At 42.3% G+C, this 24,721-nt stretch carries 22 protein-coding genes and 1 tRNA gene; 2 read left to right on the top strand and 21 right to left on the bottom strand.

The genetic code is table 11. The features are described 5' to 3' along the window. Positions 1–64 precede the first annotated feature (64 nt). Both INR75_RS08375 and INR75_RS08380 read left to right on the top strand, forming a co-directional pair. A complete protein-coding gene (locus tag INR75_RS08375) occupies positions 65–514 on the top strand; it encodes a GatB/YqeY domain-containing protein (RefSeq protein ID WP_223091527.1) in 450 nt (149 codons plus the stop codon). 28 nt (positions 515–542) lie between these two features. Next, positions 543–616, top strand: a tRNA-Arg gene (locus INR75_RS08380). Here INR75_RS08380 and INR75_RS08385 read toward each other — a convergent pair. The 21 genes from INR75_RS08385 to INR75_RS08485 all read right to left on the bottom strand — a co-directional run bounded on the left by INR75_RS08385 (position 570) and on the right by INR75_RS08485 (position 24,569). Continuing rightward, on the bottom strand, positions 570–2,129 hold the full coding sequence (locus tag INR75_RS08385) for a recombinase family protein (protein ID WP_223091882.1): 1,560 nt from the start codon (positions 2,127–2,129) through the stop codon (positions 570–572). The two genes, INR75_RS08380 and INR75_RS08385, sit on opposite strands and share 47 nt — an antisense overlap. A 62-nt stretch (positions 2,130–2,191) precedes the next feature. Continuing rightward, positions 2,192–2,350 (bottom strand): hypothetical protein, encoded by a 159-nt coding sequence (locus INR75_RS08390; RefSeq protein ID WP_013072897.1) that lies wholly within the window; start codon positions 2,348–2,350, stop codon positions 2,192–2,194. 66 nt (positions 2,351–2,416) lie between these two features. Further along, the gene (locus INR75_RS08395) at positions 2,417–2,710 is read right to left on the bottom strand and encodes a hypothetical protein (RefSeq protein WP_223091528.1); all 294 of its coding nucleotides are present in this window, start codon (positions 2,708–2,710) and stop codon (positions 2,417–2,419) included. A gap of 5 nt (positions 2,711–2,715) precedes the next feature. Next, positions 2,716–3,516, bottom strand: a complete 801-nt coding sequence (locus INR75_RS08400; RefSeq protein ID WP_223091529.1) for a hypothetical protein — start codon at positions 3,514–3,516, stop codon at positions 2,716–2,718. A 10-nt stretch (positions 3,517–3,526) separates the two neighbouring features. After that, positions 3,527–4,408, bottom strand: coding sequence for a conjugative transposon protein TraN (gene traN, locus INR75_RS08405; RefSeq protein WP_223091530.1), 882 nt, complete (start codon positions 4,406–4,408; stop codon positions 3,527–3,529). A gap of 35 nt (positions 4,409–4,443) precedes the next feature. Then, a complete protein-coding gene (gene traM, locus INR75_RS08410) occupies positions 4,444–5,733 on the bottom strand; it encodes a conjugative transposon protein TraM (RefSeq protein ID WP_223091531.1) in 1,290 nt (429 codons plus the stop codon). A gap of 2 nt (positions 5,734–5,735) precedes the next feature. Continuing rightward, on the bottom strand, positions 5,736–6,215 hold the full coding sequence (locus tag INR75_RS08415; RefSeq protein WP_223091532.1) for a hypothetical protein: 480 nt from the start codon (positions 6,213–6,215) through the stop codon (positions 5,736–5,738). Between the two features lie 71 nt (positions 6,216–6,286). Further along, positions 6,287–6,898, bottom strand: coding sequence for a conjugative transposon protein TraK (traK, locus tag INR75_RS08420; protein ID WP_255584677.1), 612 nt, complete (start codon positions 6,896–6,898; stop codon positions 6,287–6,289). Between the two features lie 30 nt (positions 6,899–6,928). Then, positions 6,929–8,143: a conjugative transposon protein TraJ gene (traJ, locus tag INR75_RS08425; RefSeq protein ID WP_223091534.1), complete on the bottom strand. Its 1,215-nt coding sequence runs from the start codon at positions 8,141–8,143 to the stop codon at positions 6,929–6,931. 12 nt (positions 8,144–8,155) lie between these two features. Next, positions 8,156–8,794 carry a TerB family tellurite resistance protein gene (locus INR75_RS08430; RefSeq protein ID WP_223091535.1) on the bottom strand — a complete coding sequence of 213 codons (639 nt, stop codon included), beginning with the start codon at positions 8,792–8,794 and terminating at the stop codon, positions 8,156–8,158. After that, positions 8,791–9,447: a hypothetical protein gene (locus tag INR75_RS08435; RefSeq protein ID WP_255584678.1), complete on the bottom strand. Its 657-nt coding sequence runs from the start codon at positions 9,445–9,447 to the stop codon at positions 8,791–8,793. The genes INR75_RS08430 and INR75_RS08435 overlap by 4 nt, the downstream gene beginning before the upstream one ends. An 8-nt stretch (positions 9,448–9,455) precedes the next feature. Then, a complete protein-coding gene (locus tag INR75_RS08440) occupies positions 9,456–10,145 on the bottom strand; it encodes a conjugal transfer protein TraI (protein WP_223091536.1) in 690 nt (229 codons plus the stop codon). 6 nt (positions 10,146–10,151) lie between these two features. Then, positions 10,152–12,617 (bottom strand): TraG family conjugative transposon ATPase, encoded by a 2,466-nt coding sequence (locus INR75_RS08445; RefSeq protein ID WP_223091884.1) that lies wholly within the window; start codon positions 12,615–12,617, stop codon positions 10,152–10,154. A 14-nt stretch (positions 12,618–12,631) separates the two neighbouring features. Then, positions 12,632–12,946: a DUF4133 domain-containing protein gene (locus INR75_RS08450; RefSeq protein WP_223091537.1), complete on the bottom strand. Its 315-nt coding sequence runs from the start codon at positions 12,944–12,946 to the stop codon at positions 12,632–12,634. Positions 12,947–12,964: 18 nt separating this feature from the next. Next, entirely contained in the window at positions 12,965–18,487 is a 5,523-nt protein-coding gene (locus tag INR75_RS08455; protein WP_255584679.1) for a helicase-related protein, read from the bottom strand. An 85-nt stretch (positions 18,488–18,572) separates the two neighbouring features. Beyond that, positions 18,573–19,001, bottom strand: a complete 429-nt coding sequence (locus INR75_RS08460) for a hypothetical protein (protein ID WP_223091539.1) — start codon at positions 18,999–19,001, stop codon at positions 18,573–18,575. Between the two features lie 12 nt (positions 19,002–19,013). Continuing rightward, the gene (locus INR75_RS08465; RefSeq protein WP_223091540.1) at positions 19,014–19,355 is read right to left on the bottom strand and encodes a DUF4134 domain-containing protein; all 342 of its coding nucleotides are present in this window, start codon (positions 19,353–19,355) and stop codon (positions 19,014–19,016) included. A 128-nt stretch (positions 19,356–19,483) separates the two neighbouring features. Then, positions 19,484–19,957, bottom strand: coding sequence for a hypothetical protein (locus INR75_RS08470; RefSeq protein WP_223091541.1), 474 nt, complete (start codon positions 19,955–19,957; stop codon positions 19,484–19,486). A gap of 238 nt (positions 19,958–20,195) precedes the next feature. After that, positions 20,196–20,726, bottom strand: coding sequence for a hypothetical protein (locus INR75_RS08475; RefSeq protein WP_223091542.1), 531 nt, complete (start codon positions 20,724–20,726; stop codon positions 20,196–20,198). Between the two features lie 12 nt (positions 20,727–20,738). Further along, positions 20,739–21,956, bottom strand: coding sequence for a hypothetical protein (locus INR75_RS08480; protein ID WP_223091543.1), 1,218 nt, complete (start codon positions 21,954–21,956; stop codon positions 20,739–20,741). 198 nt (positions 21,957–22,154) lie between these two features. Further along, positions 22,155–24,569 (bottom strand): bifunctional aminotransferase class I/II-fold pyridoxal phosphate-dependent enzyme/GNAT family N-acetyltransferase, encoded by a 2,415-nt coding sequence (locus INR75_RS08485; protein ID WP_223091544.1) that lies wholly within the window; start codon positions 24,567–24,569, stop codon positions 22,155–22,157. Positions 24,570–24,721 lie beyond the last annotated feature (152 nt).

The raw sequence follows: 24,721 nt of genomic DNA on the forward strand, positions 1-24,721 counted from the left end.
TGAAAGAATTTTAAGTGGTTTTTTCGATTTTAAAATTTTATCTTCGCACTTCAAATTTATTACGATGAGCTTAGAAAAAGACGTAATGACTCAGATGAAAGCTGCTATGAAAGCAAAAGATTCAGCAGCTTTAGAAGCTTTAAGAGCAGTGAAAGGAGCTATTCTTTTAGCAAAAACAGAAAACAGTCAGCAAGAACTAACTGAAGAGCAGGAATTAAAAATTGTTCAGAAGTTAGTAAAGCAGCGTAAAGACAGCGCGCAGGTGTATAGAGAGCAAAATAGAGAAGATTTAGCTGAGCCAGAAGAGCAACAAGCTGAAGTTATTTCTCAGTTTTTACCAGAGCAATTAAGTGAAGCTGAAGTTGCAGCAAAAGTTGAAGAAATTATTGCTAAAACTGGTGCTGACGGAATGAAAGATATGGGTAAGGTAATGGGAGTTGCCTCTCAGGAACTTGCTGGTAAAGCAGATGGGAAGACCATTTCTGTAATTGTAAAGCAAAAGCTTAGCAACTAAAATATTTTTTCCGACGAAGTCGGAAAACGGCCCCGTGGCGCAACTGAATAGCGCATCAGATTTCGGCTCTGAGGGTTGGGGGTTTGAATCCCTCCGGGGTCACTTGATGGGACAAATTCAAAAATGATGAATTTGTCCCTTTTTTATTTCCTTTTAAGTCTTTGTTTATCAGTGTGATATACTTGATTGCTTCATTAACTCGGGTGGTTCGATATTCAAATCCGTCAAAAGTCAGATTTTCAGGAAAGACCGAACCAATGATCTTTCTTTTCTGTATAGTATTCCCAGATTGATAGAGAATATTAAGCTTGGATAGATTGCTGATAGCCTTATTCCACAGGGGTTCCACGTTTTGCGTGTCTGTAATCGAACTTGTGAGTTTGGCTTCCAGCCTGTTTATTTTTTTATCGGCATCCGCTTTCATAATTCGGTAATCATCCGCTTCAATATCACCACATAAAAGCAGTTCCCTGGCTTTACTCAGTTTATTATTTTCATCCTGTAAACGGATTTTGAGTTGTTGTTTATTTCCGATCCTGTCTCTGGTTTTTGATTTATATACGGAAGTAATGACCTCTTTAAATAGGTTGAGCCTAGGGATGGAATACACATATTTCTCGATTTCAGAAACCATCCTATCGTTCATATACTCCGCTTTTTGTCTGAATTTACAGCCACCGGAACAATGGTAGTAATAGTAATATTTGGAACGCCCTTTGGATTTACTACTAGTTAACATACGCCCGCAGTCTGGACAAATGACAAAACCGCGTAAGGGATAGCGGTCATCTACTTTTATTTTGGTACGCATTACTTTTTTACGACCGTCGAGCACATCCTGTACATCATAGAACAAAGCTTCGGATATCAAGGGTTCGTGCTGTCCTATGACCAGCTGGCTTTCTTCATCTTTATACTTAGGGATGAAAATTTTCCCACAATACATTGGATTACGAATAGCCGTCCAGAAATTATTTTTACTGCATTTAAGCCCTTTTTCTCTAGCTTTTTTCCATATTTGCTCGGTGCTAAAAATGTTTTTTGCCAATTCTTTGAATACCCATTTCATTATGTCACTCTGGACTTCCCTTGGTGCAATATATTTTCTACCACTCTCATCAATTTTGTTTTTATAACCGATTGGAGCAAGGCCCATCCAGCGTCCTTCTTTTTTAGCCCTTCGCATCCCGTGAAAGGTATTTAGAGCTCTTCTGTCATTTTCCACTTCAGGAGCAGCCAGATAAAAGGCGAGCATCATTTTATTTTCAGGAATGGATAAGTCGAGTGGTTGCTCTACTGCCTGCGGTTCTACCCCCAATCTTCTCAACGTACCGATCATCTGATAAGCATCTCCCGCATTTCGGCTGAACCTGTCCCATTTGGTAAACAAGATCAAATCGGACTGCCCTCTGGATTTACGAAGAATGCCCAACAGTTTTGTCCAGGAAGGACGTTTAAAGGTTTTTGCAGAATGATCCTCATAAATCACTTTTCGTACCTGAATATGGTTGATCTCACAATACTTGCGCAAACGCTCTTCCTGATCCCGTTGTGAGTATCCCTTGTCGGCCTGTTCATCCGTGCTTACCCGTATGTATAAATCTGCAATTTTCATCTTTTGAGTGTCTTAAGGTTGTACCATCTAACAGCCTGATTTCGTTTATAAATATACGAAATTCAGGCAGGTTTTGCCAGATACTGATCTACTACAATATCCGCGATCTCATACATAAAATCCAGGATTACTTTCACCTGTTCCGCTGTTACTTCTATACCATCTTCTTTTAATAGTGCTATTGCCTTTTCCGGCGGAATTCTTTTTACTTCATTTTCCATCTTGCACCTCCGCTTTAAAACAGCAAAAGCCCCGAAGGGCCTTGTACCGAAAAATTAATTCATTCTCTACCCATCGCTTTCGGGAAAGTAAATTTTACTCCCCCTGTTTTTATTAAATGAGGGTTCATACCGTATATACCCGTAGGCATTGAGATCCTTTACACATTTATGATAGGTCATGGCAGACGATATTTTTGCAATCTTCATAATGTCATAACTAAATGCCACTATTGGATTGCTATTGTCCATCTGCGCCCGGTACTCCAACAGGGCAGCATAAATCCCTATATGTGTAATGCTGATACGGCCATCCTGCTCAATAGCCGTAAAAAAATCAGATAAAGGCTTTAGCTGTTCCATATCGTTTAGGTTATGGTGGGTCTCTTTCTTTTCTTTTTAGCCTTCGGTATATCCGGAGCCTCGTCGGCAATCGGCTGCTCCTGACCTTTATGCTCCTGTTTAGCAGAACTGCTTTGTGCTTCCGATTGTTTTTCCGTCTTGGACTGGCGGTTATCCATCCGTTGCATATTACTGTCATAGATATTGATGGTCTTAAACCGTGGATTCGCCTCGATGTAATGTTTCTGCTCCGAACCTTCCTTTTGAAAAGTTGCCGATTGCAGGTTTCCTTTTTTCAGGGAATCGACCAGGTTGGATTTATAAGTTTGGTTCTCCAGTTCTTTAATGGGATGTTTAGCGAGTGTTGCTTGAAGATCGTATCCATAGTTTTGATGGTACTGCTTTATTTTAAAATTTCCATTGTGATCACTCTGTTTAAAATCCATCTGTAACCAGGTATTGTAGAGTTGCCCCTCTTTGTTGGTCAGATCTTTATTGACCGATCTTCCTTCCATCAGGTTATAGGCTTCTTTCAGGGTAATGTTATTGCCTTTGTTGATATAGAAGGTCTGTTTCATCGCCTCATCAGTATTGTTTTCCTTTTGGATACCTACCTTATAGGAGTTAAAGAAATACATATCCGTTTTTTGGGACTTACTAAAATGAAGTGTGGAATCTACCTTGTCGTTACCAAACTGCGCTTGGTGCGGGATCTTGAATTCAGGCTGTCCCTTTGCTATTTTTTGCTTTAGGACTTCTTCGAGTCCTTCTCCAAAGCCAGTATATTTAATCTGGTCTTTCAGGTATTCTAAATTCTTCTGATTCATGATAATTGATTTAAAAGTTATTGATAGGTGTACTTCCTGTTGATTGTAATGTGGGAAGTACTGCTGCTTTAATAATCGTCCTGTTTTTTACACTAAGCTTAATATGCCTTCCCCCGTTTGCTTCAAACAATTGAATGGCGAAGTATTTCTTATCGGGAATGGTAAACTTGGGAACCACAATCACCAAGGTCTGTGAAGACTGGCCGTCAATTTTTGTCACCTTGTTTTGGATGTGTACCGGGGTAATTTCAATTTCCTGTGAAGCTGTACGTTTAGCCTTTTTCTGGTCCCGGATAAAAAAACGTAATTGGTCAATATCATAACTGATATTGGATGTGTTGGTAATGGTTAACCGCAGGTACATCAGGTTGTCCCGAATGAATATCCCGTTCAATCCGAAACGGATACCATATTTACGGTGCTTTACCTTACGCCCCTTGTATTTGGAATACAGGGCATGTGTAGCATAGGTAGTGACTTCAGCTTCATTAACCGATCCGGGTGAAAGGAAAATACTGTTTTTGTTATCCATTTCCTTCATGGAAATATTCAACACGGACGGCTCGGTCGTATAGTCAATCACAAAGGAATTTAATTTGCCGTCTGCGGTAATTACCGTCAGGTTGGTCTCCGGGAAACTGTCCCTTGCCGCTTTGAGCTGTAGAATATTGGCAGCCCCTTTGGCTTTTTGTGCCAATACATCTTTACTGCCCCTGTCCACACCTACAATAGCACTTGGAAATATAATATTGGTCGTTTTAAAATAGGTAATCTCCAAAGGATAGGGAGCGATGGATTTGGGCTCAAGCTTAGTGATGCTTTGAGCGTTTACATTCAATCCGAAAAGGAACAGGAAAAATCCCATCACTATATGTGCATTTATCTTTTTCATCTTTATGGAATTTTAAATGGTTATTATTTATTGATTTATTTTTGTTTCTCATCACGGAGCAATACCTGATAGCCTGCTTTCAGGCTTACTTTTATCAGTTTTACTTTTTTACTGAACAGTGATTTAGCCGTTTCTATACCGGCACCTGCGGCCTGTGCCTGCCAGGAAGGGTCAAGAGAGGTCAATCCGATGTTTTGCATGGAGCGGTCAGCCGATTGTTTGGCGACATCCCGTGTTATGGCTCCGGGAATGTAAATCCCGTCCAGTCCATCCATATCGTACACGGAGAGTTCTACCGGGAAAAGGGAATTACCATTTCTAATGCTGTTGATCTTGATATGCAGCCTTTCCCCGCTAAGGGAAGCGATTCCAAATACAAAGTTGTCTTTGGGAATATGCACCCCGTTAATGAATACATCATTGATCAGGCGAAGCTTTACGGTAGACCCGTTCACTACGATCTGTGATTCGTGAATAACCGCCTGAATGGCATTTTCCGGTTGTTCAGCAATTTGGTCATCGTCCAGGGAATAAAATCCGTTTGCTGTAGGAACAACAAAGTGTCCGGTATGCATCAGGGAAACCCTATCGTCTTCCTGTTCGGTGGATACTTCATACAATTGTTCCCTGCGAGCCTCCGATAGTTGTTTTAATTTCTCCTGAACCCGCTCCGGATGCTGTACATCCAGAATCTTTTCCAGCATGCTGTTGAGTTGTTCCAGTTCCGGGTCAGGTGCTTCCGGCTGGGTCATGGTGTGCATCATTTCTTCCAGCCTGTCCACATCACTGGAACTCACCGAGGTATTTCCATAATTGGTTTTTGTTTCCTGTTTCGGGGAATCTTCAGGAAGCTGGGTTCGTTCCACTGGTTTGTTCAATTCCCTGTTTAAAGCTTCCAGCTTTTTATAAATTTTATCCGTATTCGGATCGTTGCCCTGACCGCTTCCGTAGAGGGAAGTTTTCAGTCCACCGGAAGATAGTTGACCGGGTTTTACTTCCTGTTGGGGTAATACATCATCCATATCTGAAATCACACTGTTTTTATAGTTCGGATCATTTTTACGGAGTTCCCTGAATTTTGCCGAATCCTGTTCTGCCCGGTTGTAATAGCTCATCTTATCCATTTGCTTATCATCGGTCAGTTTTGCTTCCGGCAGGTGAAGGTTAAACCCGTTCTGTGGAGTTTCCTGTGCCTGTAGTTCCTGTACCTGTCCGCCTCCCAATACCCAAAATATCAGAGTGGTGAAAGGAAGTACGAGCAGCGGCAATACCAATAGGAACTTGCGTTGTCTTTTCATTTTTGGTGTTATTACCTGTTTTTCCATGATTATTGATTTTTAAAGTTTTGATATTCTTTTTCGATATAGCGAACCGAATCCATCAGTCCCGGACGGGTTGCTATAATACTGTCATAGATATTTCTGCCCGATGGACTTCGGGCAAGGCTATCCATATACAACCGGAACTTTTGGATGCGCCTGTAATCCTGTTTGGATACCGGAGGGAGCGGTGATGCTATAGCTCCGGATTCCGTAAGATGCCGGGGACGTTTGATCGAGGTTACTGTAAAGGCATTGCCCTTACTTTTTCCCGTGATGGCGTGTACCCCAAGGTAGATACAGTATCCACTGGTGAGGCTTATAAAAACGACCAGTGCTATGGTTATTGCCCGCTTGGAAATACGCTTTGTCTTATTCGACATCCATTTTGCCCATGCTTTTTGCAGCCATTTGTATAAGGCAAGTAATCCCAGGATTAACAGTCCGTTTTTAGGAGCCTCCTTTTTCTGTTTTGTATTTCGTTTCATTTGTACAAAGTTTTATAAGCCACTCAATTGACTTTGTTTGTATTAATTTTGAATAAATGTCCATTATGGGCTTAATACCGTCTGGCGGTCGTTTTCAAATCCTTGTTGGCGATGGTTGCCCAGCGTTCTATCAGAAAACCATGCGGATTATTATCACTTCGGGATACATTACGCAACGCCCCTTCGGTAATCAGGCTTCGGGTAGTGATACTGGTCGGACGGATTATGCACTGGGTAGCATAGCACCGAAATCTATAGGGGTATTCATTGATGTCCACCGCCACGCTATCCACATGGATGGTCTGGTTAACATTTCCGGAAATAAGCCCGGCATAATATCCGTTCTCCTTCAGGTCATCATAGATCCGTTTGGCACTGCCATCAGCCAGGTATAAAGCTTTGGTAATGTTTGTTGCTATCGCTTTATCATCAGGGTCAAGGGTAAAGAACAATTGGTGGAAGGTTTTCACATGATCCCGTGCTTCCACCGGGATATTGTCCTTACGTCCGGCGGAATAGGCTTCGAGTGCCTTGCCATTGGCAAGAATGTAAATCCTGTCCTGCATCTCCGATACCAGACTGAAACTCTTATACAGGGCAAAGCAGGATAGTAGCACCGAGCCTATAATAATAAGCATGGTAAATCCCCGGATATGCCGAAAAGCCGTATCTATATTTTTCATTTTTTTAAACATGATTTCTCCTTTTTGGGGTTAAGAATTACCTTTGAGTTTGTCATTCATATAGCCGGAGCCACCGCCATCCGAATTGCCATCCTTGAAATAAGGATTGGTTGTACCATTGCTGGCCATACTCTGGGAAATACGACTTGCAGCATTACCCATTGCATCCGCTGCCATGCTGGCTCCGCCTGTAGCTGCTCCCATAACCGCTCTGGAGGAACTGCTGAAGATACTGGTGACTTTCTGTCCCAAAGCACCACCACCTCCTGCATGGACAATGTAATTGGCTACCGAAGGCACGGTAAAGTATCCCACAATGCCAATAATCATAAAGACCAGAAACGCCATATCCGTCCGGCTGAAAAAAGTATCCCCGTAATCCTGTACCTGGGCAATGTCCATTTCCAGCATTTTCTCCTGGATTTTTCCGATAATGCTCCCGAAAATATTGGCTACCGGAAGCCAGAGAAAAATATTGATATAGCGGGCAATCCAAACCGTCAGGGTATGCTGGAACCCGTCAAAGACGGCAATCCCAAATACCAGCGGCCCCAATATGGCAAGTACCACCAATTGAAAGGTGCGTAGCGTATCGATACATAAGGCTGCGGCTTCAAAGAGTACCCGCAGTACTTCACTCATCCATTCCTTGACCGAATTGCGGAAATTGTAAGAGGCTTTGGACATGGCAAACTTGATGTCGTTGCCAATCCCTTCAAAAAAGCCTTCATCGGAAGGACTGGCATTATCATGGGTGTATTTATACCACCTGTCCCGGTCACCGTCACCGCTTTCTCCTACATACATCTGCCATACATCCGTTTTTTTGATAGCTTCTTCCTTCTTTTCCAAAAGCACCGCAATTGCCCTGTCGGAGCCTTCCACCATCGAAGCGGTAGCGGTCACCGTGGGTTTCATGATCCCGTTGATCAATCCCAGAACGGAAGGGAATATCAGCACACAAAACCCGATGACAAATGGGCGAAAAAGCGGGTAAAAGTCGATAGGTTCCGCTCTTGACAAATGTCCCCAGACCCTGGAAGCGATATACCACATGGCGGCAAATCCCGCCAGTGCCTGTCCCACGCCGATAAGCTGACTGCACAGTGGCATCATTTCATCATAGAGCCCTTCCAATACGCTATGCAAGCCGTTCATCTCACCGGCAATTCCCTGTGCACTACCCATAAAAGGCAATAGCAATCCTATAACCGCCAGCCAGGCGGTTTTTCTATATGTTGCCATAATTTTTGATTTTTAGTTGTTTATACCATATATATTGCGAATGGTGCGGGCATCATTTCTTTCTTTTGCCCTTTGCACCGCAAGAATGGTCGTATTATTATTAAAGTGTCTGAGGAACATTAGTTTGTCCTGCATATCGGCATAGATTCGGTCAATGGCCTGTAAACGTTCATCATCACTCATACGGGCTTTACCTGCCGTAATGATGACCAGTAATTCATCGAGATTTCGCAGGCTTTCATCAAAGAGGTTATCATACACCCGTCCGAGATACGCCAGTTCCTGCGGATTGAAATTCCTGTCACTTTGAAATCGGTCATACGCATTCCGGTATTCCCTGACCAGTATTATCTGATAATTCACAATATCGCCCACACGTTTGTAATTGCGAACGGTGGGGCTTACTTCCATCAGCCCGTCCAAAAAAGCTTTGTGCAGGCTAAAGTTCCCTTCCGATATATCCTTGATGGTATTGTAACCCCCTTCCAATATCTGGTAGCCTTTTTTCATATCGCTCAATATCTGTTTGAACTGGGTCAGTTTTTCTACATTGAGCAAGAGCTGTTGTATCTCTGCGGATTGCGCTGATGCCCTGAAAGAGCAGAAGAGCCCGCAGATCACAAGTCCTATAAGTATTTTGGTCTTTTTCATGGGTTTTCGTTTTGAAGGTTCCTGAGTGTTTTGCTGTATTGTACTTCATGGTATTCCCTGATCCGAACGGCTGCCATGATCTTGGCTTCATTGCCGAAACTTTGGGAGAAGGTGTAATTGTCCTGCATCCGCAAGTAAAGCTTGTCGATACGCTTCATACGCTCATTATCTTCCATTTGCAATTCGGCATCCGTGGTTATTGCAATAAGTTCATCCAGTGCCTGTTCACAATCCTCCAAGAGCCGGGTAAAAACCCGCCCGATATAGTTGAGTTCTGCTTCGGTAAAAGCATCGCTATTGTGAAGTTGTCCATAGGTTTGCCCGTAATCCTGAATGATGCGTATTTGAAGGGCGATGATGTCTGCTACTTTTGCATAGTGTCTGATTTCAGGGTTGACTGTACTTAAGGAATTTATGAAATCACTGTGCAGGTCAAATTCCCCTTTGGTAAACCCTCCGATGGTGGTCAAACCTTCTTTGGCAATACGATAGCCTTTTTGAGCATATCCGATATATACCTGTAAAGCGGCAATCTGCTGAAGCAGGTATTTCTTCTGTGTCTTTTTCTGGCGGAACCACTCCGAAAAAGTCTGTGCGTGGACGGTTCCTGCTGCCATAAACAGCATGAATCCTATTAAAATTATCTTTCTCATAGTTCGTGTTATTGAGGAAGTCCATATAACTTTTTCACGGTTTGCACTTCAATGGAGGTCTTTGCCCGGGAAAGGCTCAGCAATACATTTTGCTGATTAAAGCGCATCAGGTCATCATAATTGGCATCAACCTGATCGGCTGCATTGTTGATGATTTCCAGTCGTTTGGCATCGCTCATCGTGGTAGTAAAGGATTGGACGATCAGGGTAATCTGGTCGATGTTGTTCAGGCTTTCTTCCAGGATTCCTGAGTACACCTCTGACATATATTCAATCTCATCCAAGGTAAAGTGGTCATCCTGCTGAATAAGCTGCCAGGCATGCTGGTATTCATTGACCAGCCGGACCTGTTTTTGGGTGATATCCCGGATACGCTGGTAATAAGAAATAATCGCCTTTACCTTAGCCAGCTCTTCGTAATACTCCCGATATTGCTCTTTTTGTTTTTCCGTCCACTCGGAAATTTCATCTAGTTTGAGTTTGGAAAGCGTGTTTTCCAAGGTCTTCTGGGCGTTCTGTAACCAGATGGTCTTGTTCTGTAAGCGCTGAATTTTTAAATCCACCGCTTTGATTACTTTTTTGATACCTGCTTTGATGATTTCTACGATCGGTATTTGCATAGCATTCGCCTGTTTTACAGGTAGTACCGTAAAGGAGATACAAAGGGCAAGCAGTAACATTCTTGCATATTTTTTCATGGTTCATCATTTTTTAAGTTTTAGATCTTCCGCCATTGCGGCAATGCCCTTGCGGATATCCCCGCCAAATTTTGCCGCATATTCCATCAGTTTCACCTTTTCAGTCTGTTCGGTGGTGTACGCCAGGTATTCTTCCACGCTGACTTCAGTGCGGTACACTTTACTGAGCATTCCACCCAGACTGATAAATACCTCTTTGTATTTTCGGGTGGGGTCGTTGGCTTTATTGACCGACAACACGAGGGCTTTTTCTTTTTCCGTTAACCCTAAGAGTTCCTGTATCTGGTCGAATTTGTTTTGGTACTTGCTCTGATCGAGCAGTATTTTGCAATCGCTGTTATTGATGATTGCCTGCTTGACCACGGGAGAAGAAATAATATCCTCTACTTCCTGGGTCACCACGATAGCCTCGCCAAAGAATTTCCGTACCGTTTTAAAGAGGTATTTGATGTATTCCGCAAAACCTTCTTTCATCAGGGCTTTCCAGGCTTCTTCAATTAAGATCATCTTTCGGATGCCTTTCATTTTACGCATCTTGTTGATAAAGACTTCCATGATAATGATAGTCACTACCGGGAAGAGGATGGGATGATCTTTAATATTGTCCAGTTCAAAAACGATAAAGCGCTCCTGTAAAAGGTTCAGGTTTTCCGTAGCATTGAGCAGGTAATCGAATTCCCCGCCCTGGTAATACGGGCGGAGTACATACAGGAAATTATCCATATCAAAATCCCGGTCTTTTACCCGATCTTGTTGAAGTACCGATATATACTCATCTCGCAGGAATTCATAAAAACTATTGAAACAAGGAAAGACCGATGGATTTTTTTCAAGATGCCGGTAGTATCCGGTAATGGCATTGGAAAGTGCCACATACTCACTGCGTTTAAAGGCTTCATCATCCTTTTTCCAAAGGGCGAGCAGCAGTGTTTTGATACTTTCTTTCTTTTCCGTGTCCAGGTGGTCACCCTCCCCAATAAAGAAGGGGTTGAAACGGATTGGGTTTTCTTCACTGTAGGTGAAATAGTAGCCGTTGACCATATCACACAAGCCTTTATAGCTATGTCCCACATCCACCAGTACAACATGGGTTCCCTGCTCGTAATAGCTGCGTACCATGTGATTTGTAAAAAAGGATTTTCCGCTCCCGGAGGGACCCAATATAAACTTGTTACGGTTGGTACAAATCCCCATTTTCATGGGCTCATCACTAATGTCCACATGCACGGGTTTGCCCGTCATCCGATCTCCCAAACGGATACCTACAGGACTTAAGGAAGTACGGTAACCCGTTTCCAGATTCAGAAAACAGGTCGCCTGTTCGGCAAAGGTGTCGAAGGTATCATTCATGGGAAAGTCAGCAGCATTGCCCGGAATACCCGCCCAGAAAATTTGGGGAGCTCCGATGGTTTCCTGTTTGGCTACCGCATCCATTTGCGCCAGTGCAGAGGATACTTTGTTTTTCAGGTCTTTGAGTTCTTCCTTATCTTCCGTCCATACCAGTACATTAAAATGGGCTTTTACCGGAAGGCGTTGCTGACTGATAGCTTCATTTAAAAAATCATTGGTCGCATCACGGGCAATCATATTTTCACGGCTGTAAGCGGAGAGGGATTGCAACCTTAGCCTTTTGGATTCCAGTTTTGCAATAGTTTTCTGAGCATCCTCGATAAAGAGGTACTGATTGTAAATATGGTTACAGGATAACAGTTGTCCCAGCGTAGAGGCAAAACCGATACTGAATTTGGTTTTGTCCGTACTGTACTTATCGTAATTGATACGACTGCCACAAAGTGCCGGCAGGTCGGCAGCATCCCCCAAGGTATAAAGTTGGCAATGTTTGGAGCCCACCTGTAAACCTTCTTGGAAATTGATGTCTCCCATAAGGTAGCTATCAGCACGCTCGGACAGGTAGCAGTACTTTTCAATGATACCCATGGTGCGTTTACCGCTCCACAGTTCCTTTTTCCGTAACCGGGTCAGTTTTACAAAGCCGCTGTCTTCGATGATACGTTGAAACTGGCCGGTACTGTCCAGAAAATCCTGTAACAAGGAGGGCTTCAGCGTTTCTTCCGGTACGATGCTTCTGCGCAACAGGCTGGAATAGGCAGAAGTTGCCGTTTTGCGGTTATCTGGTTTTTTGGTCAGCAGGATATAACAGCTATGATCCAGAAAGGGGCGTTCATTAAAAAAGCGCTCACTTGCCCGGCTTAAAAAGGTATCCGCTTTGGTAAAATCAGGCTGATGCCCGGTTTGCAGAAACCAATCCTGTTTATGCAGTACACTGAATTTGGGCAATACCTTAATGGCTTTTACCCAGGCCTGATGAAAAGCTTCATATTCCTGATCGGAAAGGGTAAAGATCTCTGGCAGGTCTGCTTTAAACACGACGGTGACATCGCCTTGTTTGCTCAGGATGCAATCGTGTTCCACATCCATAATCGGTAATAGATCATCCAACATTTTTTCCATCTTCATTTTGTTTTTTATCTTTTTAAAAAAGCCCTGCGGCTATTGGATCGGATTGCTTTGGGAACCTGTTTTCGTGCCAGGGTTTTCATAAGTCCGTGTTCCCCGTATTGATGGCTCATTCGGTAGATCTTCATCACCAGCAGGGTTCCTGAGCCGAGAATAACACCGATACATACCAGTGTGGGTAGGCCGATGATATACATGATGGCAAATACGATGAGCAATCCTACCACACCGCCACCCAAATACCAGATATATTGGGCTTTTAATCCCTTAAATTCAATACTGCGGTTAATTCCTTTATTGACCTGATATACACTATTTGCCATACGTTTCTTTTTTTAATGTTACAATCGCATCCTGCTATGGGGACGCTCCGATGCCGAAGCAGCTACCACAGATTCTTTGACGGCATGCCCGTTTGTTTGATGTTCCCCGAGTTTGATAACCGGGGTTTGTTCTTGATCCGGTTCATTGGGTTGGTGTTGCTTTAACTGGTTTTCCTGAATTTTAATAGCAATCTGCCGTTCCAGGTTAGCGAGCTCTGTTTTCAGCTCCCGTAGTTCGTTCTCCTTGGTAAAAGGTTTGGTAGTGAGTTTTTCAATCTTGGGAAGTTCTGTTTTCAGATCGGAAAGGTTCCGCTTATACCGCTCTTTAAGATGCTCCACCCGATCAATGGCATTTAAAAAATGCCGTGCTGCCAACTTCGGATTATCCATATTGGGCAAACCGTTATTGTAGGTATATTTGATCCCCTCACTTTCCCTTTGTGCATAGAAGCTATTGGAATACCGGTATTCGAACAATCCGTTTTCTTCGTAGGCTTCCTGTTGCCTGCGGATGTATAACTGAAAACCGTACAGGTTGCCAATTTTTTCTTCGTGCTGCCCGGCTTGTGGCTTCCAGTTTTGATACAACTGGATAATGTGTTTGCCTATAGCTTCACTGTCCCGACTCGCTGTTCCGTCCAATTGAATGGGGTTGGCTTTGGTACCTTCTTTGGTCATCTGGAGACGGTCTTTATACACGGCTGCATCGGCGGAGATCTTTCCGAGTGTTTTTTCAGTAGAAGCATGATTGTTTTGCAGTTTTTCCAACTGGTATTTATGACGGGTGAGTTCCCTAAAGTGGGAATGTTTCAGGCTTTCCATCACCGCCACTTTCTTTTCCAGTTTGCTTTTTTCCAAAAGGGAGGTATCCCCGGAAAGGATGGCAATATATTCGGAGAAGTTCATACCGCTTTTTTCATCCACAGCCCCTTCATCAATGGTACGGACATTGAGTTCGCTGTTCTTCATTTGGGAAATGAAGGTCTGTTTGTTTTTAAGCAGGTTGAATTTATAATTATCCAGTGATTGCTCCACGGCATAGACATAATTCTGTACCTGATTGCCGTAATGTTCTTTGGCAATACGGTTACCCTGTCTCGCCCCACGGCCATTGCGCTGTTCCAGTTCCGAAGGCTTCCAGGGAATATCCAAATGGTGCATCGCCACCACACGCTCCTGTACATTTAAACCGGTTCCTGCTTTTTCCGTACTTCCAAGTAGGATGCGGATTTCACCCCGGTTCATCTTACGGAACAGCTCCGGTTTCTTGCGATCCGTCCAGTCGTGAATAAAAGTGACTTCCCGGGCTGGGATATTAAAATCCCTCACCAGTTTTTCCTTCAGGGTATCATAAATATTAAACCGATCCGGTTTGGGAGTTCCGATATCCGAAAAGACAATCTGCGTCCCTTTATGAGGCTGGGTGTGGTGATAAATTTCAGCGATCTTTCTTGCGGCGGTATTCACCTTGTTATCCGGATGGTCTCCGTATTTCCAATCATCTACCAACCGCATATCCGCTGCCATTTTCTTGGCGTAATTGGTTGCTATAAGCATTCGCCCTTTATCTTCTTCCGGGGTTAGCCTGCCACGCCCGATCAGTTCTCCATTCCCGGTCTTGGCAAATTGCATCAGGTTTTTAATAAAGACCGATTGCTGGGGTGTAGGCGGAATATTGACCAGGGTTTCCCTGAGTTCCGGTTTATCCAGGTTGATGTGTTTGGCGGTTTTGTAATCGGTAATTTCGTTATAGAACAAAGCCAATTCAGGGACTTTGATAAAATGACGGAAGCGTTCTTTGGCAATGATCTCATTGGTGACACTAAACTCAAAGTCGGTGGTTTTACGGGCAAATACCGCTGCCCATCCGTCAAAATTTTCAATACGCTGGCGTTCCATTTCTTTAGGGCGCAGGTATTTAAAAAGCAGGTACATTTCCGTCAGGCTGTTGGAAATCGGTGTACCCGATAAGAAGGTCACACAGAGATCGGAATTGAAACGCTCCTGCAAGGTGCGCACGGCAAAAAGCATGTTAAGCGCCTTTTGGCTCCCCGCCATATTTCCCAATCCGGCCACCCGGTTATGGCGGGTGGTGAAGGTCAGGTTTTTGAATTTATGGGATTCGTCCACAAACAAATGGTCAACACCCATTTCCTTAAAGTTGATGCCGGTATCCTTCTTTTCTTCAATGTCTTTGAGTACCGTTTTTAATTTTCCTTCCAGATTGTTTTTTCGGATTTCCAGCCCTTTGAGCATCTTTTTGGAAATCGCCCCGCCCAACTCCCTGACCGTATTCAGGTCACGCTCGATATGATCCAGTTCCGTCTGGAAGATCTGTTGCTGCATTTCCGGGGACTGTGGTATTTTACCGAACTGGTCATGGGTAAGAATAATACAATCCCAGTTGTTGTTTTTGATTTCATGGAATAAGCGCAGCCTTTTAGCCGGGGTGAAATCGTTTTGCCCCGGGGACAATATCCGGGCATGGGGATAGGCTTTACGATAGGTTTCCGCAATTTGATTGATATTAGCTTTCAGGGCAAGGATCATCGGTTTTTGGACAATACCGAGACGTTTCATTTCCTGAGCGGAAACAATCATGGTGAGGGTTTTTCCCAATCCCACTTCGTGATCGATAAGTGCACCCCTGTTTTGGATAATGCGCCAGGCAGCATTTTTCTGACTGCTGTACAAGTCTTCAATGCCCAAAGCCTTTTTGTCCAGTCCGGGAAAGTTCAGGTGACTACCGTCAAATTCCCGAAGTACATAACAATTGAAAGTGTCATTATACAGGTTTTCGATATGCTTTTTATCGGTATCCGGCAGTTCCTTGAGCCAGTCTATAAAACCGTTGCGTATCTGGTCGATCTTTTGGTGTGCCAGTTGAATGGCTTCATTATCGGGAACCCGTATGCTTTTTCCATCCCCAACGGATACCTCATAGGTAAAGAACGGGGTTGTATTTTCCAAAGCATGTTCGAGCAAGGTATAGCCGTAGGTAGTCCGTCCACTTTTCGGGGTAACCGCAAATTCCCGGGCTACTTTGGTATTCATCCCGGTGGTTACCTTAAAGGCATCCAGTGAGGGAAAATAATTGATATCCGTTTGTTGCTCGAAGAGTTCCGCAGCAAAACGTTCGTAATAGCTCACGGGAATCCAGCGTTCGCCCAGGTTAAAATCCAATAGTTCGAAAGAGATACGTTCGGGTTGAACTTTTTCCAAAGCGTTTAAGCTTCTCTGTGCTTGTGGGATATCATTTTCAGCACCTACTTGTTGTTTTGCCTGTCGTAATTTTTCCACTACGTTACCGCTCAGGAACTGATCTGCGGTTTCCCAATCTTTGCTTACCGGGTTCAAGTAAATATGTTCGCCCAAACGGGCAATCGTTTCCGGTTCTTCCAATCCCATGGCTGCACCAATAAACCCAATATCCACCTTTCCGGTATCGTCCAGGCTGTGTGCCAGGGCTTCAATCGGGTCATCGGTGACAAAACGTTTTGTGGATGCCTGAGCAGTAGCGGTCAGCATATCGGACTTGACAAAATGTTCACCTTCCCTGCGTTCCAGGGAGGATAACATGGTCAAACCGAAAGCGGTATCTTCCAATATGCGTCTACGGTTACCTTGGCTGTTTAACTGCCCATATTGGGAAATGAACCGGTCGTAACTTTGGTTCAACTCATCCCGTTCGGTTTGGGGAACCGGAGTTCTTGTAGTTTCTTTTTCGGAGATTTTTAGGTACTCATCCCGAAGGGTTATATAGTGTTCATAGAAACGCTTATCGGTTTGCATACCCAAGGGTTGGAACACCGCATTTTTAAAATCATTATCAATTTCGGAAAGCGTACCCACCTGTCCCTGATAAACGATCAGTGTACCTTCTTTATGAAAGGGGTGTATATTGGTAAAGGGACGTGCTGCCTGCCCGTTTAATTGAAATATTCCTTCTAAGGTTTGATCACCTTCGTAAGTAAACGCATGGCCAAACCCTTGCAATTCCCCGGACAGGTTTTGCAGTTCATGTCCCAATAAGCGGGCATCCATCCAGTTGGCGGAGAAATAATCAATCTCCTTGACGTTGGAATATAGTTTATATAGGTAGCGATTGGATTTTTGTTGTTTGGCTGCCAAGAGTACAATACTCTCGTGCGTAGGCTTATCAGTAGTGCGAATGGTACTGATAAGCCGTGCACTTTCTTTTCGAACGACGGTTGCATCCAAAGGGTTGATATAGGCTATGGCACGGTTGATCTGTTCTGCCGGTGCCGTATCAAAAAGCCCTAACTGTACTGAAACGGTTTCCGATTTGTTTTCGGGCATCGGAAGATAGGTCAGTTTCCCGCCACCAAATCCCTGTTTTTCTATTGGCAGGGATTGACTTTGGAAATAACGCTCGCGATTTAAACGGGTATTAAAACCTTCGGTAATCGTCTGTCCGAGTTTTTCACGAATGGCATTAAGGTCGCCTTGCTGCCATACGGTTTCATGTGCCTGTCCGTATTGATTTTTACCCGGTTGGAGGGTATTACCCGTAATAATGTCCCGATGCTGTTGGATATAACTATTGCTATGATAGGTTCCATATTCATTCTCTAATGGTATGGTAGTCATCAGTAAGGCTTCTTCTTCGGATAGGGTCTCTTTTCTTTCATTCTTTTGTACAATCAATAGGTGGTTGGGAGCTTCGGTATTGCCCGTATCCTTCATCAGGTTATCGGGCATAACGGACAGGCTTATAAAATCCGCTTTGCCAAATAAGTATTCCCTTGCTTTTTGATTGGATGGGCTATTTAGGAAAGCATCGGTGGTAATATAAGCCATGAGACCGCCATCAGCCAGTTTGTCAAGTCCTTTGGCAAAAAAGTAATTGTGTATTTTTCCGGATAATGCTTTATCGGGATACGCCTCATCATATACCGAAAAATTGCCGAACGGAATATTGCTGACGATAAGATCATAACTGGAATTGTCCGCAACAGGAGCTTCTTCAAAACCGGTGATATGAGTTTCTGCCGGAACAGGCAGTGTACTGTTGATTGCGGAAAGTACCAGTCCGGAAAGGGTATCTTTCTCTACAGCGGTAATCTGTTCTAATTCAGGAAAAGCCCTTACAGCTTCACTAATAAAAATGCCGGAACCTGCTGAAGGTTCGTACAATCGTTTGGGTTGCAGGTTTTGAGTTGCAAGGACAGTATATAAAGTTTCGGGAACTACCTGCGGGGTATAAAAGGCGGTCAGCACACTATTACGCAAAGAAGAAATGATTTCCCGATATTGAGTTTCACCATAATTCTCTTTCAGCAGCTCATGAAGCTCCATAATACCTGCATGGTGTTTCAGGTCTTCTTTGGTAGCCCCATTAGCTGACCATTCTTCCTGTGTACCATAAGGGTATAGGATAGTCTTGATCCCTCCAAAACCTGAGAATTTTTTCAGGTTCGAGACTTCATCAGAATTTAGTTCCTTTCCGTCTTGATAGCTCAGGGCGATCCGGATCGCCCTGATATTGTCTTGTAGTTTTTCTGAAATATTGTAAGCCATATCCACACATTTTCATTCGCATAATTCCTCTATGGCTGAAAAGCTGTCATCTTTACTTGATGACCGGCTTTTTCCTTCTCAGTAGTTAATTGAGATACTCGTGTATCTGACCAATAACAGTATATCTCAATTGCCTGTCGTCTTCATTTTCTGTATTAAAGCCGTAACCGTCAAAAATGTCCTTGCAGTAAGCAATCAGGTTGACGACTTCATAGGTGAGCGTTCCGCTTTCCCGTAACCGCTCGTAGTCGGCAGTAAATTCTTCCTCAAGTATGGAAAGGAGGTAGTGGTAACGGGAAGGTTTGAGTTCTTCAGTCATCTGCTCCAGGCATAATTCCTCCACAACATAACCAGGTCGGTTTTCGGAAAGTAATTGTTCCGCCAAAGGCATAATATCCTTTACTTTTGAATCCAGATACGTGGTTACCGAATAGTCTTCCTGCAAATTGAACATCAATTCAGGATTGTTGTGGACGATAAACGCCCACAACTTTTCTTTTAATAGCGTCTGCATACTTCAGGAATTTTAGATACCGAAGAACGATTGGATCACGGTAGCCACAACCACCAGGAAAATACAACTGCCAAACCAGGCGGCAGCCACTTTGCCGGTATCCTGATCGCCATTGTTCCATTTTTGATACACTTTGACCGCCCCGATTAAGCCGAGGATCGCTCCCACGGCATACATCAGGTTGGTACCTGCGGCAAAGTAGCTGCGTACTTTGGTATTTGCTTCGTTAATTCCCTCAATACCATCCTGAGCATAAGCACTGTATTGAATGGCCAGTAATGCCATAACGGCACAAATGGTGATCACCTTTTTACGGTTAAACTTTGTTGTTTTCTTGCTGCACATTTTCATCATTCATCATATTTAGGTTACACTTAAATTTTTTAAAAAAAGCGGAACGCTTTCGCTGTCACTTACCCATCTTTTTCAATCACTTTTGCCCTTCGGCTCGGGGTTGGGCAGGAAAAGACGTTCCGCCGGGATTATTGCCGTTCTTCACTCCACAATGCATCCACTTCTTCCTCATTGAAGGCCACAATCCCTTGTTTTTCGCATTCCGATACAATCAGTTCATTTACTGAAGGGCGAAGCCCTGATGTTTTTACGGAGGGAAATTCTTTGAGGACAAGGCGTAGGTACTGCCTAAATTCTTCCTTGACAAGTTGTTTACCAAGCGCATCGGTAATGACCGTTTGGATCTTTTCGATCAGGTGTTCTACTTCTGCGAATTCGTCATCGGTCTCCTCATCGGTAGTTACCGAAGTATCTTTTGAAACTTCATTTTGCAAAGGTTCATTTTGCGGAAAACCAGATGGCTTTAAGGTAAGCTTTCGTTTGCCTGCTAACAGGGCTTTAAGGTCACTAGAAAAATACCGTACCCCAACAAACAAATAATAAATAGCTAGTAGTATGGCGACCGCCAACAGGTAGTCTGTCCATGAAATCTGGGTAAACATAAGCTGTTTTTTATCGTTACTATTAAGCCCATCAATCTTGTGACGGGGTTTTTCTATTAATTTCGATAACAAAGAAACGCACGAATGCAAGCTGCTACAAGTCCAACTTTTTGTTGGAACCTTTTTGTAACCATTGGAACCTTAGCGAAATAGATGTCTTTCGGGAAGAGATTATTCAAAAAAAAAGAGAACATTCTTAAAAAGTTCTCTTTTGTAACTATGATATGGAGGGATGATTTTATGGCTTTATCAATTTCCATTTACCATCTGTGAAAAGAAGTGCAGCGGAGCGGTTTATTGGTTTGGAAAAATCACGTTTCATCAAGGCCGAAAATGGAGTGATATTGGTACAGGTTACGGTATAAGTCACCGGGATAGTTGTTTTTCCATTGGATTCAGAACTATTTCCGAGTTTGATATCACTTATGGTTTCTTCTGCAATCTTTACTTTTTGAATGTCCAGCTTCCTTTCCTTTTCTGTAGGTTTGATCAGGTACCGCTGGGCTGCTTCGGTAAAAGAGATTAGTGGTGAACCGATATCTTTTAATTTTTGTGTTTTCTGAATAGTAACCATTCTTTTCTCATCAAGTTTTAAATCCAGCAACTTATTAGCATGAGCAGGATCGCTACAAAAGATTTCATAATCAATAGTACGTGGATAGTTCAGATCATCATTGATCATTTTTAAGACGGTCTCCTTATCAGGTTTTTGATTTGTTTGGCATCCAATAACAGGGATGATCATGAATATAAGAAATAGCTTTTTCATGGTATAGTGGTTTTAATATTCTTTGATTTTTTTAATAATCCGCTCTAATGTTTCAACGGCTATTTGTTTATCACGTTCTTCTGCTACATAGGATTTGCTGCGCATGCCATCGTAGGACAGGTCTTCTTTATAAGGAGTTGATAAATTGGGTACTATAGTTTTAAATACCTGACTCATGGATTTTGCAACCAATATTCGTAATTCATCGGAAGCGCGAAGGATAAGTCCCATTTGATCGGTAGAAAGCATACAAAGAACTTTCTGCTTTTCCTTTGCGGTTGCTTGCTTGTCTATCGGGTTTTTCTTTTTGCTTTGTAGCGGAACAACTGATAGATGTAATTTCTTTTCCAGGTAAAGAATTTCCTGCGTAAACCAATTCCCCAAAACGGTTTCCAAATCATGGAATTTCGGATTAAGGATCATCTCCGGCTTACGATGTAATTGATTGAAGGCTTTGTAATAATAGAGTAGTGTATCCATCTTTTCAATGGTACTGTCATGTCTGTTTATTCGTTTGGCGATATGATCCGTAAACAGGTTCATATAGGCCTTGCTGTTAAAGTTTAAATAGATTAGGAATTCATCCAAAGCGGAGTACGCTTCTACTTCTTCTTTATTATATTCAAGTCCTCCAAGTCCTTGAACAAGTGTTTTTTTATAAAAAATATCACGAAACGTCACTTCATAATGAAGTTGTGTGCTATTTATAAAATGATATAATCTTTTAAGAATGATATCAAATGCGGGATGTGTTTTAAGCTTCAGACTGGCATTTGATTTAAGCTTATCTAATTTTTTCTTTAGTTCTTTTTTGGTAACGGAGAGATACATCTCTGGAACCCTTTCGTCCAGGATAAGATTAGTAGAAAAGCGGGTTTCAATAAAAGATAGCAACTCATCTATGTTTGAGAGTAGTACTTTAAAGACTTTTTTTAAAATAAGCTTTCGAGAGGTGTCTTCTTTTTGATTTTCGAGTGTCTGATCAAGTAGGGCAATAAGCGATGAATGATACTGTTTGATCAATAAAGCAATTTCTGCCTCTTTCGTAGTGGAAAATACGTGGGTTTTAATAAGTTTTTGAAGACGTAGATTTTCTTCAGGAATACGATTAATAATATTATTAAATTGCTCATTAGTTATAGCCCTCACTTTTGTCTTGGTAGGATTGAGTGTGACTGTGATTAATAAATCAAGCCACTCTAGCGGATATGATTGAACTATATTTTTCATTGTTAATTTAGAATTTTAGAGAGCTGATTTCATAAAAAATTAATCGCTATTGAAAAATTTAGTTTTTACTTATAATGTTCGCTAAATGTGAGCATAACTTCGGTATTTTTTGAAAACAAATAATGCCTTTGTTGTGCTATTTTCAATAGGGCTTTTTAACGGGTAAATATTAAAAAATATACTTCAAAGGGGGAGGTCTCAATCTTTTCTAAGCCAGTCCAGGGCTTCAAGACTAAAGTTATCATCTGCCTGAATATAGGCTACTTTTGGGATTAATTTTGCTCCTAATTTTCTTTTTTCGAAACTCGCGCTAAATCCTAAATCGACTTTGGTACAATTAAGCTCGTTAGCTCGTTTAATAGTTTGATATAGTAGTTGTCGATAGGTGTTATATTTCTTGTTATGATCATAATCCATTCCTACTAAGCTAGGGATATACGTACCTCCCGAATAGGTGCAAAACATGACACCAATCGCTTTTTTTGAGGGCTCAACCTTTGCATTCAATGTGAGGACTAAAAACTCCCAACTTTGATGTTTCCCCATTTCCACAAACAATTTTTTTGGAAACATAAACGTATTAATCCCTAAGTTATGGCGCCAAACCTGTTGGAACAATCTATAGAATTGATCAATTTCAGAGGGAGATGGATCTTTAATTATTGATAGGGTAAAATAGTTTTCAAAAGCTTTAATCTCTTTTCTAAAATGCTTTCTGGATCGTTTACTAAGCGTATTCAAATACTGCTCTTCACTCTTCCAATGGATATTGGTAAGTACACAAGCATCGGGCATAGCTATGGAAATAAAATCCTGCTCATGGAGGAAAGTGTTCAGCGTATTTGTTTTTTCAAAATCCCTTAACATAATAAGTTGAGCATCAACTTTGGTTTTTATTTCCTCAAGTTTCTCGAGAAATAATCCTATGGCTTGAAGATGCTTTGGATGAACATCGTTTAAGAATAAATGAGCTCCCTCTGAAAAAACAGAGCCTAGGGATAGCGCCACATCGGTCATATAATAGGGATCTTCTATCCGCAATTCTTCGATGGCTTTTGAGGTATTTACCTCGGAAAGCATGTCATTTTTTAAGAGTGCACTGGTAAGCGGGGCTGCCAAAATTATCTTGGCGTCTTGATCCTTTATCGTGATATAGTGAAATCCCCAGTTATGCTCCTGTAATTGATTGTTGGTAAAGACCTTTTCCAAAAATGCAAGACCGTCCCAGTCAAACGTACCTTTTCCGGAAAAACAGCTATCCCATTCCGTTTTATTGATATGTTGAATACTTTCGCTATATTCCAGTTGTAATTCTTCAACCGGTGTAGCTACAGTATGATGTTCTTTAGTTTGCTGCATTCCAAATGATTTGTGAATCTTGCTTAGGTCAGTATGGGTTTCTGTCATTGCTATGGGAAAATAATGGGTCATCGCATCCACCAATGCCTTGATATCCTTCAATTTGTTATGCCTGGAAATCGTTATCCTAACCCCGGTATTCTTAACAGGAACAGCCGGAAACAATCCAAGGTTTACAAAAAATCCGGCATCGATCATTTTCTTTACAAAATTATATCCGGTGGCAGGTCGTCCGGTGCCAATGTAAAATACCGGGGAGCTGTTTGTATGTATCAGCGGCAAATCTGTTAACTCTACTAAATGATTGAAGTAATTGATTTTTTGTTCCAATTCTGATTGTAATGCATAGATTTCTGGCGACAAATGGATATTGGCCGAAGCAGTTGCGGCAGCTACAGAGGCTGGTTCCAGCTGGGCAGAAAATGTAAGTGGCCCTCCAAAATTTTTAATCTTTTGATGTAATTTCTTATCAGGGCAAACTAGTACTGCGCCACTGGCTCCAAAAGTTTTACTCAGTGTACCAAACAGTAGTATATTTTGGGGAAGCTCTTTTAATACCGACATCACATATCCCGTACCGTGTAGTCCTTTCCAGCTCATTCCGTGGACATCATCAATATAGAGATGTAACTGAGAATATTTTTTCGATAACTCCATTAAATCCTGTAAAGGGCAAAAATCCCCGTACATAGAATACACCCCATCTGCCATATACCAAATTTTCCTGGCTTTATTTCGTAATGCTTTGATAGCATGTTCCAGCATCTCTAAATTACTATGTCTAATCATTCGTACCGTTATTCCTTTTGATTTTAATACCTCGGTCGCACTTTGAACACTCCAGTGCACCTGGTGGTCCAGTATCACGGCATCCCCGTACCGAACAGCCGTCGGAATTACGGCTAAATGCCCCAGGGTACTATTTTTTGTGATAAGTATGGGGTGTCCATACATTTCGGAAACCTTTTCTTCTAGCGGCGCATAGAGCGGATGTGAAATATATGTTTTGGATAAGGGAAATTGTGTGCCATACTTTTCAATAGCCTCTTTCGCGGCATTTTTTAACCGTCTATCTTGTTCAAGACCCAGGTAACCTGTTGTTCCGAAATGATATGCCGATTTGCCATTAATAGTTATATGCCTTCCATTTAATGCCTCGCCCGTTGCCTGTAAATGGATGACCCCGGCATTGGTGGCATTAGTGATGACTTCATCAACGGTATCTAGGAAATTATTGTGTTTAACCTTCGCCATAACTTTTTGATGTGAAAATTTTCCTTTTTAAGCTATGATAAATATTGATCATAATCCTGACCGTTATAACAAAAAGGCTTTTCGGAATAGTTATTCGGCTTTTCGTTCAAATACCATTAAAATCTATGAGCGTAGCTTTCTTTTACTTTATA

Source organism: Zunongwangia sp. SCSIO 43204 (assembly GCF_019904275.1).
GTDB classification, from domain to species: Bacteria; Bacteroidota; Bacteroidia; order Flavobacteriales; family Flavobacteriaceae; genus Zunongwangia; species Zunongwangia mangrovi.

What these genes read in the sequence shown, in the direction of transcription:
- INR75_RS08375 (WP_223091527.1), top strand. Translation starts at nt 65, where the DNA reads ATGAGCTTAGAAAAAGACGTAATGACTCAGATGAAAGCTGCTATGAAA.
- INR75_RS08385 (WP_223091882.1), bottom strand. Translation starts at nt 2,129, where the DNA reads ATGAAAATTGCAGATTTATACATACGGGTAAGCACGGATGAACAGGCC.
- INR75_RS08390 (WP_013072897.1), bottom strand. Translation starts at nt 2,350, where the DNA reads ATGGAAAATGAAGTAAAAAGAATTCCGCCGGAAAAGGCAATAGCACTA.
- INR75_RS08395 (WP_223091528.1), bottom strand. Translation starts at nt 2,710, where the DNA reads ATGGAACAGCTAAAGCCTTTATCTGATTTTTTTACGGCTATTGAGCAG.
- INR75_RS08400 (WP_223091529.1), bottom strand. Translation starts at nt 3,516, where the DNA reads ATGAATCAGAAGAATTTAGAATACCTGAAAGACCAGATTAAATATACT.
- traN (WP_223091530.1), bottom strand. Translation starts at nt 4,408, where the DNA reads ATGAAAAAGATAAATGCACATATAGTGATGGGATTTTTCCTGTTCCTT.
- traM (WP_223091531.1), bottom strand. Translation starts at nt 5,733, where the DNA reads ATGGAAAAACAGGTAATAACACCAAAAATGAAAAGACAACGCAAGTTC.
- INR75_RS08415 (WP_223091532.1), bottom strand. Translation starts at nt 6,215, where the DNA reads ATGAAACGAAATACAAAACAGAAAAAGGAGGCTCCTAAAAACGGACTG.
- traK (WP_255584677.1), bottom strand. Translation starts at nt 6,898, where the DNA reads ATGAAAAATATAGATACGGCTTTTCGGCATATCCGGGGATTTACCATG.
- traJ (WP_223091534.1), bottom strand. Translation starts at nt 8,143, where the DNA reads ATGGCAACATATAGAAAAACCGCCTGGCTGGCGGTTATAGGATTGCTA.
- INR75_RS08430 (WP_223091535.1), bottom strand. Translation starts at nt 8,794, where the DNA reads ATGAAAAAGACCAAAATACTTATAGGACTTGTGATCTGCGGGCTCTTC.
- INR75_RS08435 (WP_255584678.1), bottom strand. Translation starts at nt 9,447, where the DNA reads ATGAGAAAGATAATTTTAATAGGATTCATGCTGTTTATGGCAGCAGGA.
- INR75_RS08440 (WP_223091536.1), bottom strand. Translation starts at nt 10,145, where the DNA reads ATGAAAAAATATGCAAGAATGTTACTGCTTGCCCTTTGTATCTCCTTT.
- INR75_RS08445 (WP_223091884.1), bottom strand. Translation starts at nt 12,617, where the DNA reads ATGGAAAAAATGTTGGATGATCTATTACCGATTATGGATGTGGAACAC.
- INR75_RS08450 (WP_223091537.1), bottom strand. Translation starts at nt 12,946, where the DNA reads ATGGCAAATAGTGTATATCAGGTCAATAAAGGAATTAACCGCAGTATT.
- INR75_RS08455 (WP_255584679.1), bottom strand. Translation starts at nt 18,487, where the DNA reads ATGGCTTACAATATTTCAGAAAAACTACAAGACAATATCAGGGCGATC.
- INR75_RS08460 (WP_223091539.1), bottom strand. Translation starts at nt 19,001, where the DNA reads ATGCAGACGCTATTAAAAGAAAAGTTGTGGGCGTTTATCGTCCACAAC.
- INR75_RS08465 (WP_223091540.1), bottom strand. Translation starts at nt 19,355, where the DNA reads ATGATGAAAATGTGCAGCAAGAAAACAACAAAGTTTAACCGTAAAAAG.
- INR75_RS08470 (WP_223091541.1), bottom strand. Translation starts at nt 19,957, where the DNA reads ATGTTTACCCAGATTTCATGGACAGACTACCTGTTGGCGGTCGCCATA.
- INR75_RS08475 (WP_223091542.1), bottom strand. Translation starts at nt 20,726, where the DNA reads ATGAAAAAGCTATTTCTTATATTCATGATCATCCCTGTTATTGGATGC.
- INR75_RS08480 (WP_223091543.1), bottom strand. Translation starts at nt 21,956, where the DNA reads ATGAAAAATATAGTTCAATCATATCCGCTAGAGTGGCTTGATTTATTA.
- INR75_RS08485 (WP_223091544.1), bottom strand. Translation starts at nt 24,569, where the DNA reads ATGGCGAAGGTTAAACACAATAATTTCCTAGATACCGTTGATGAAGTC.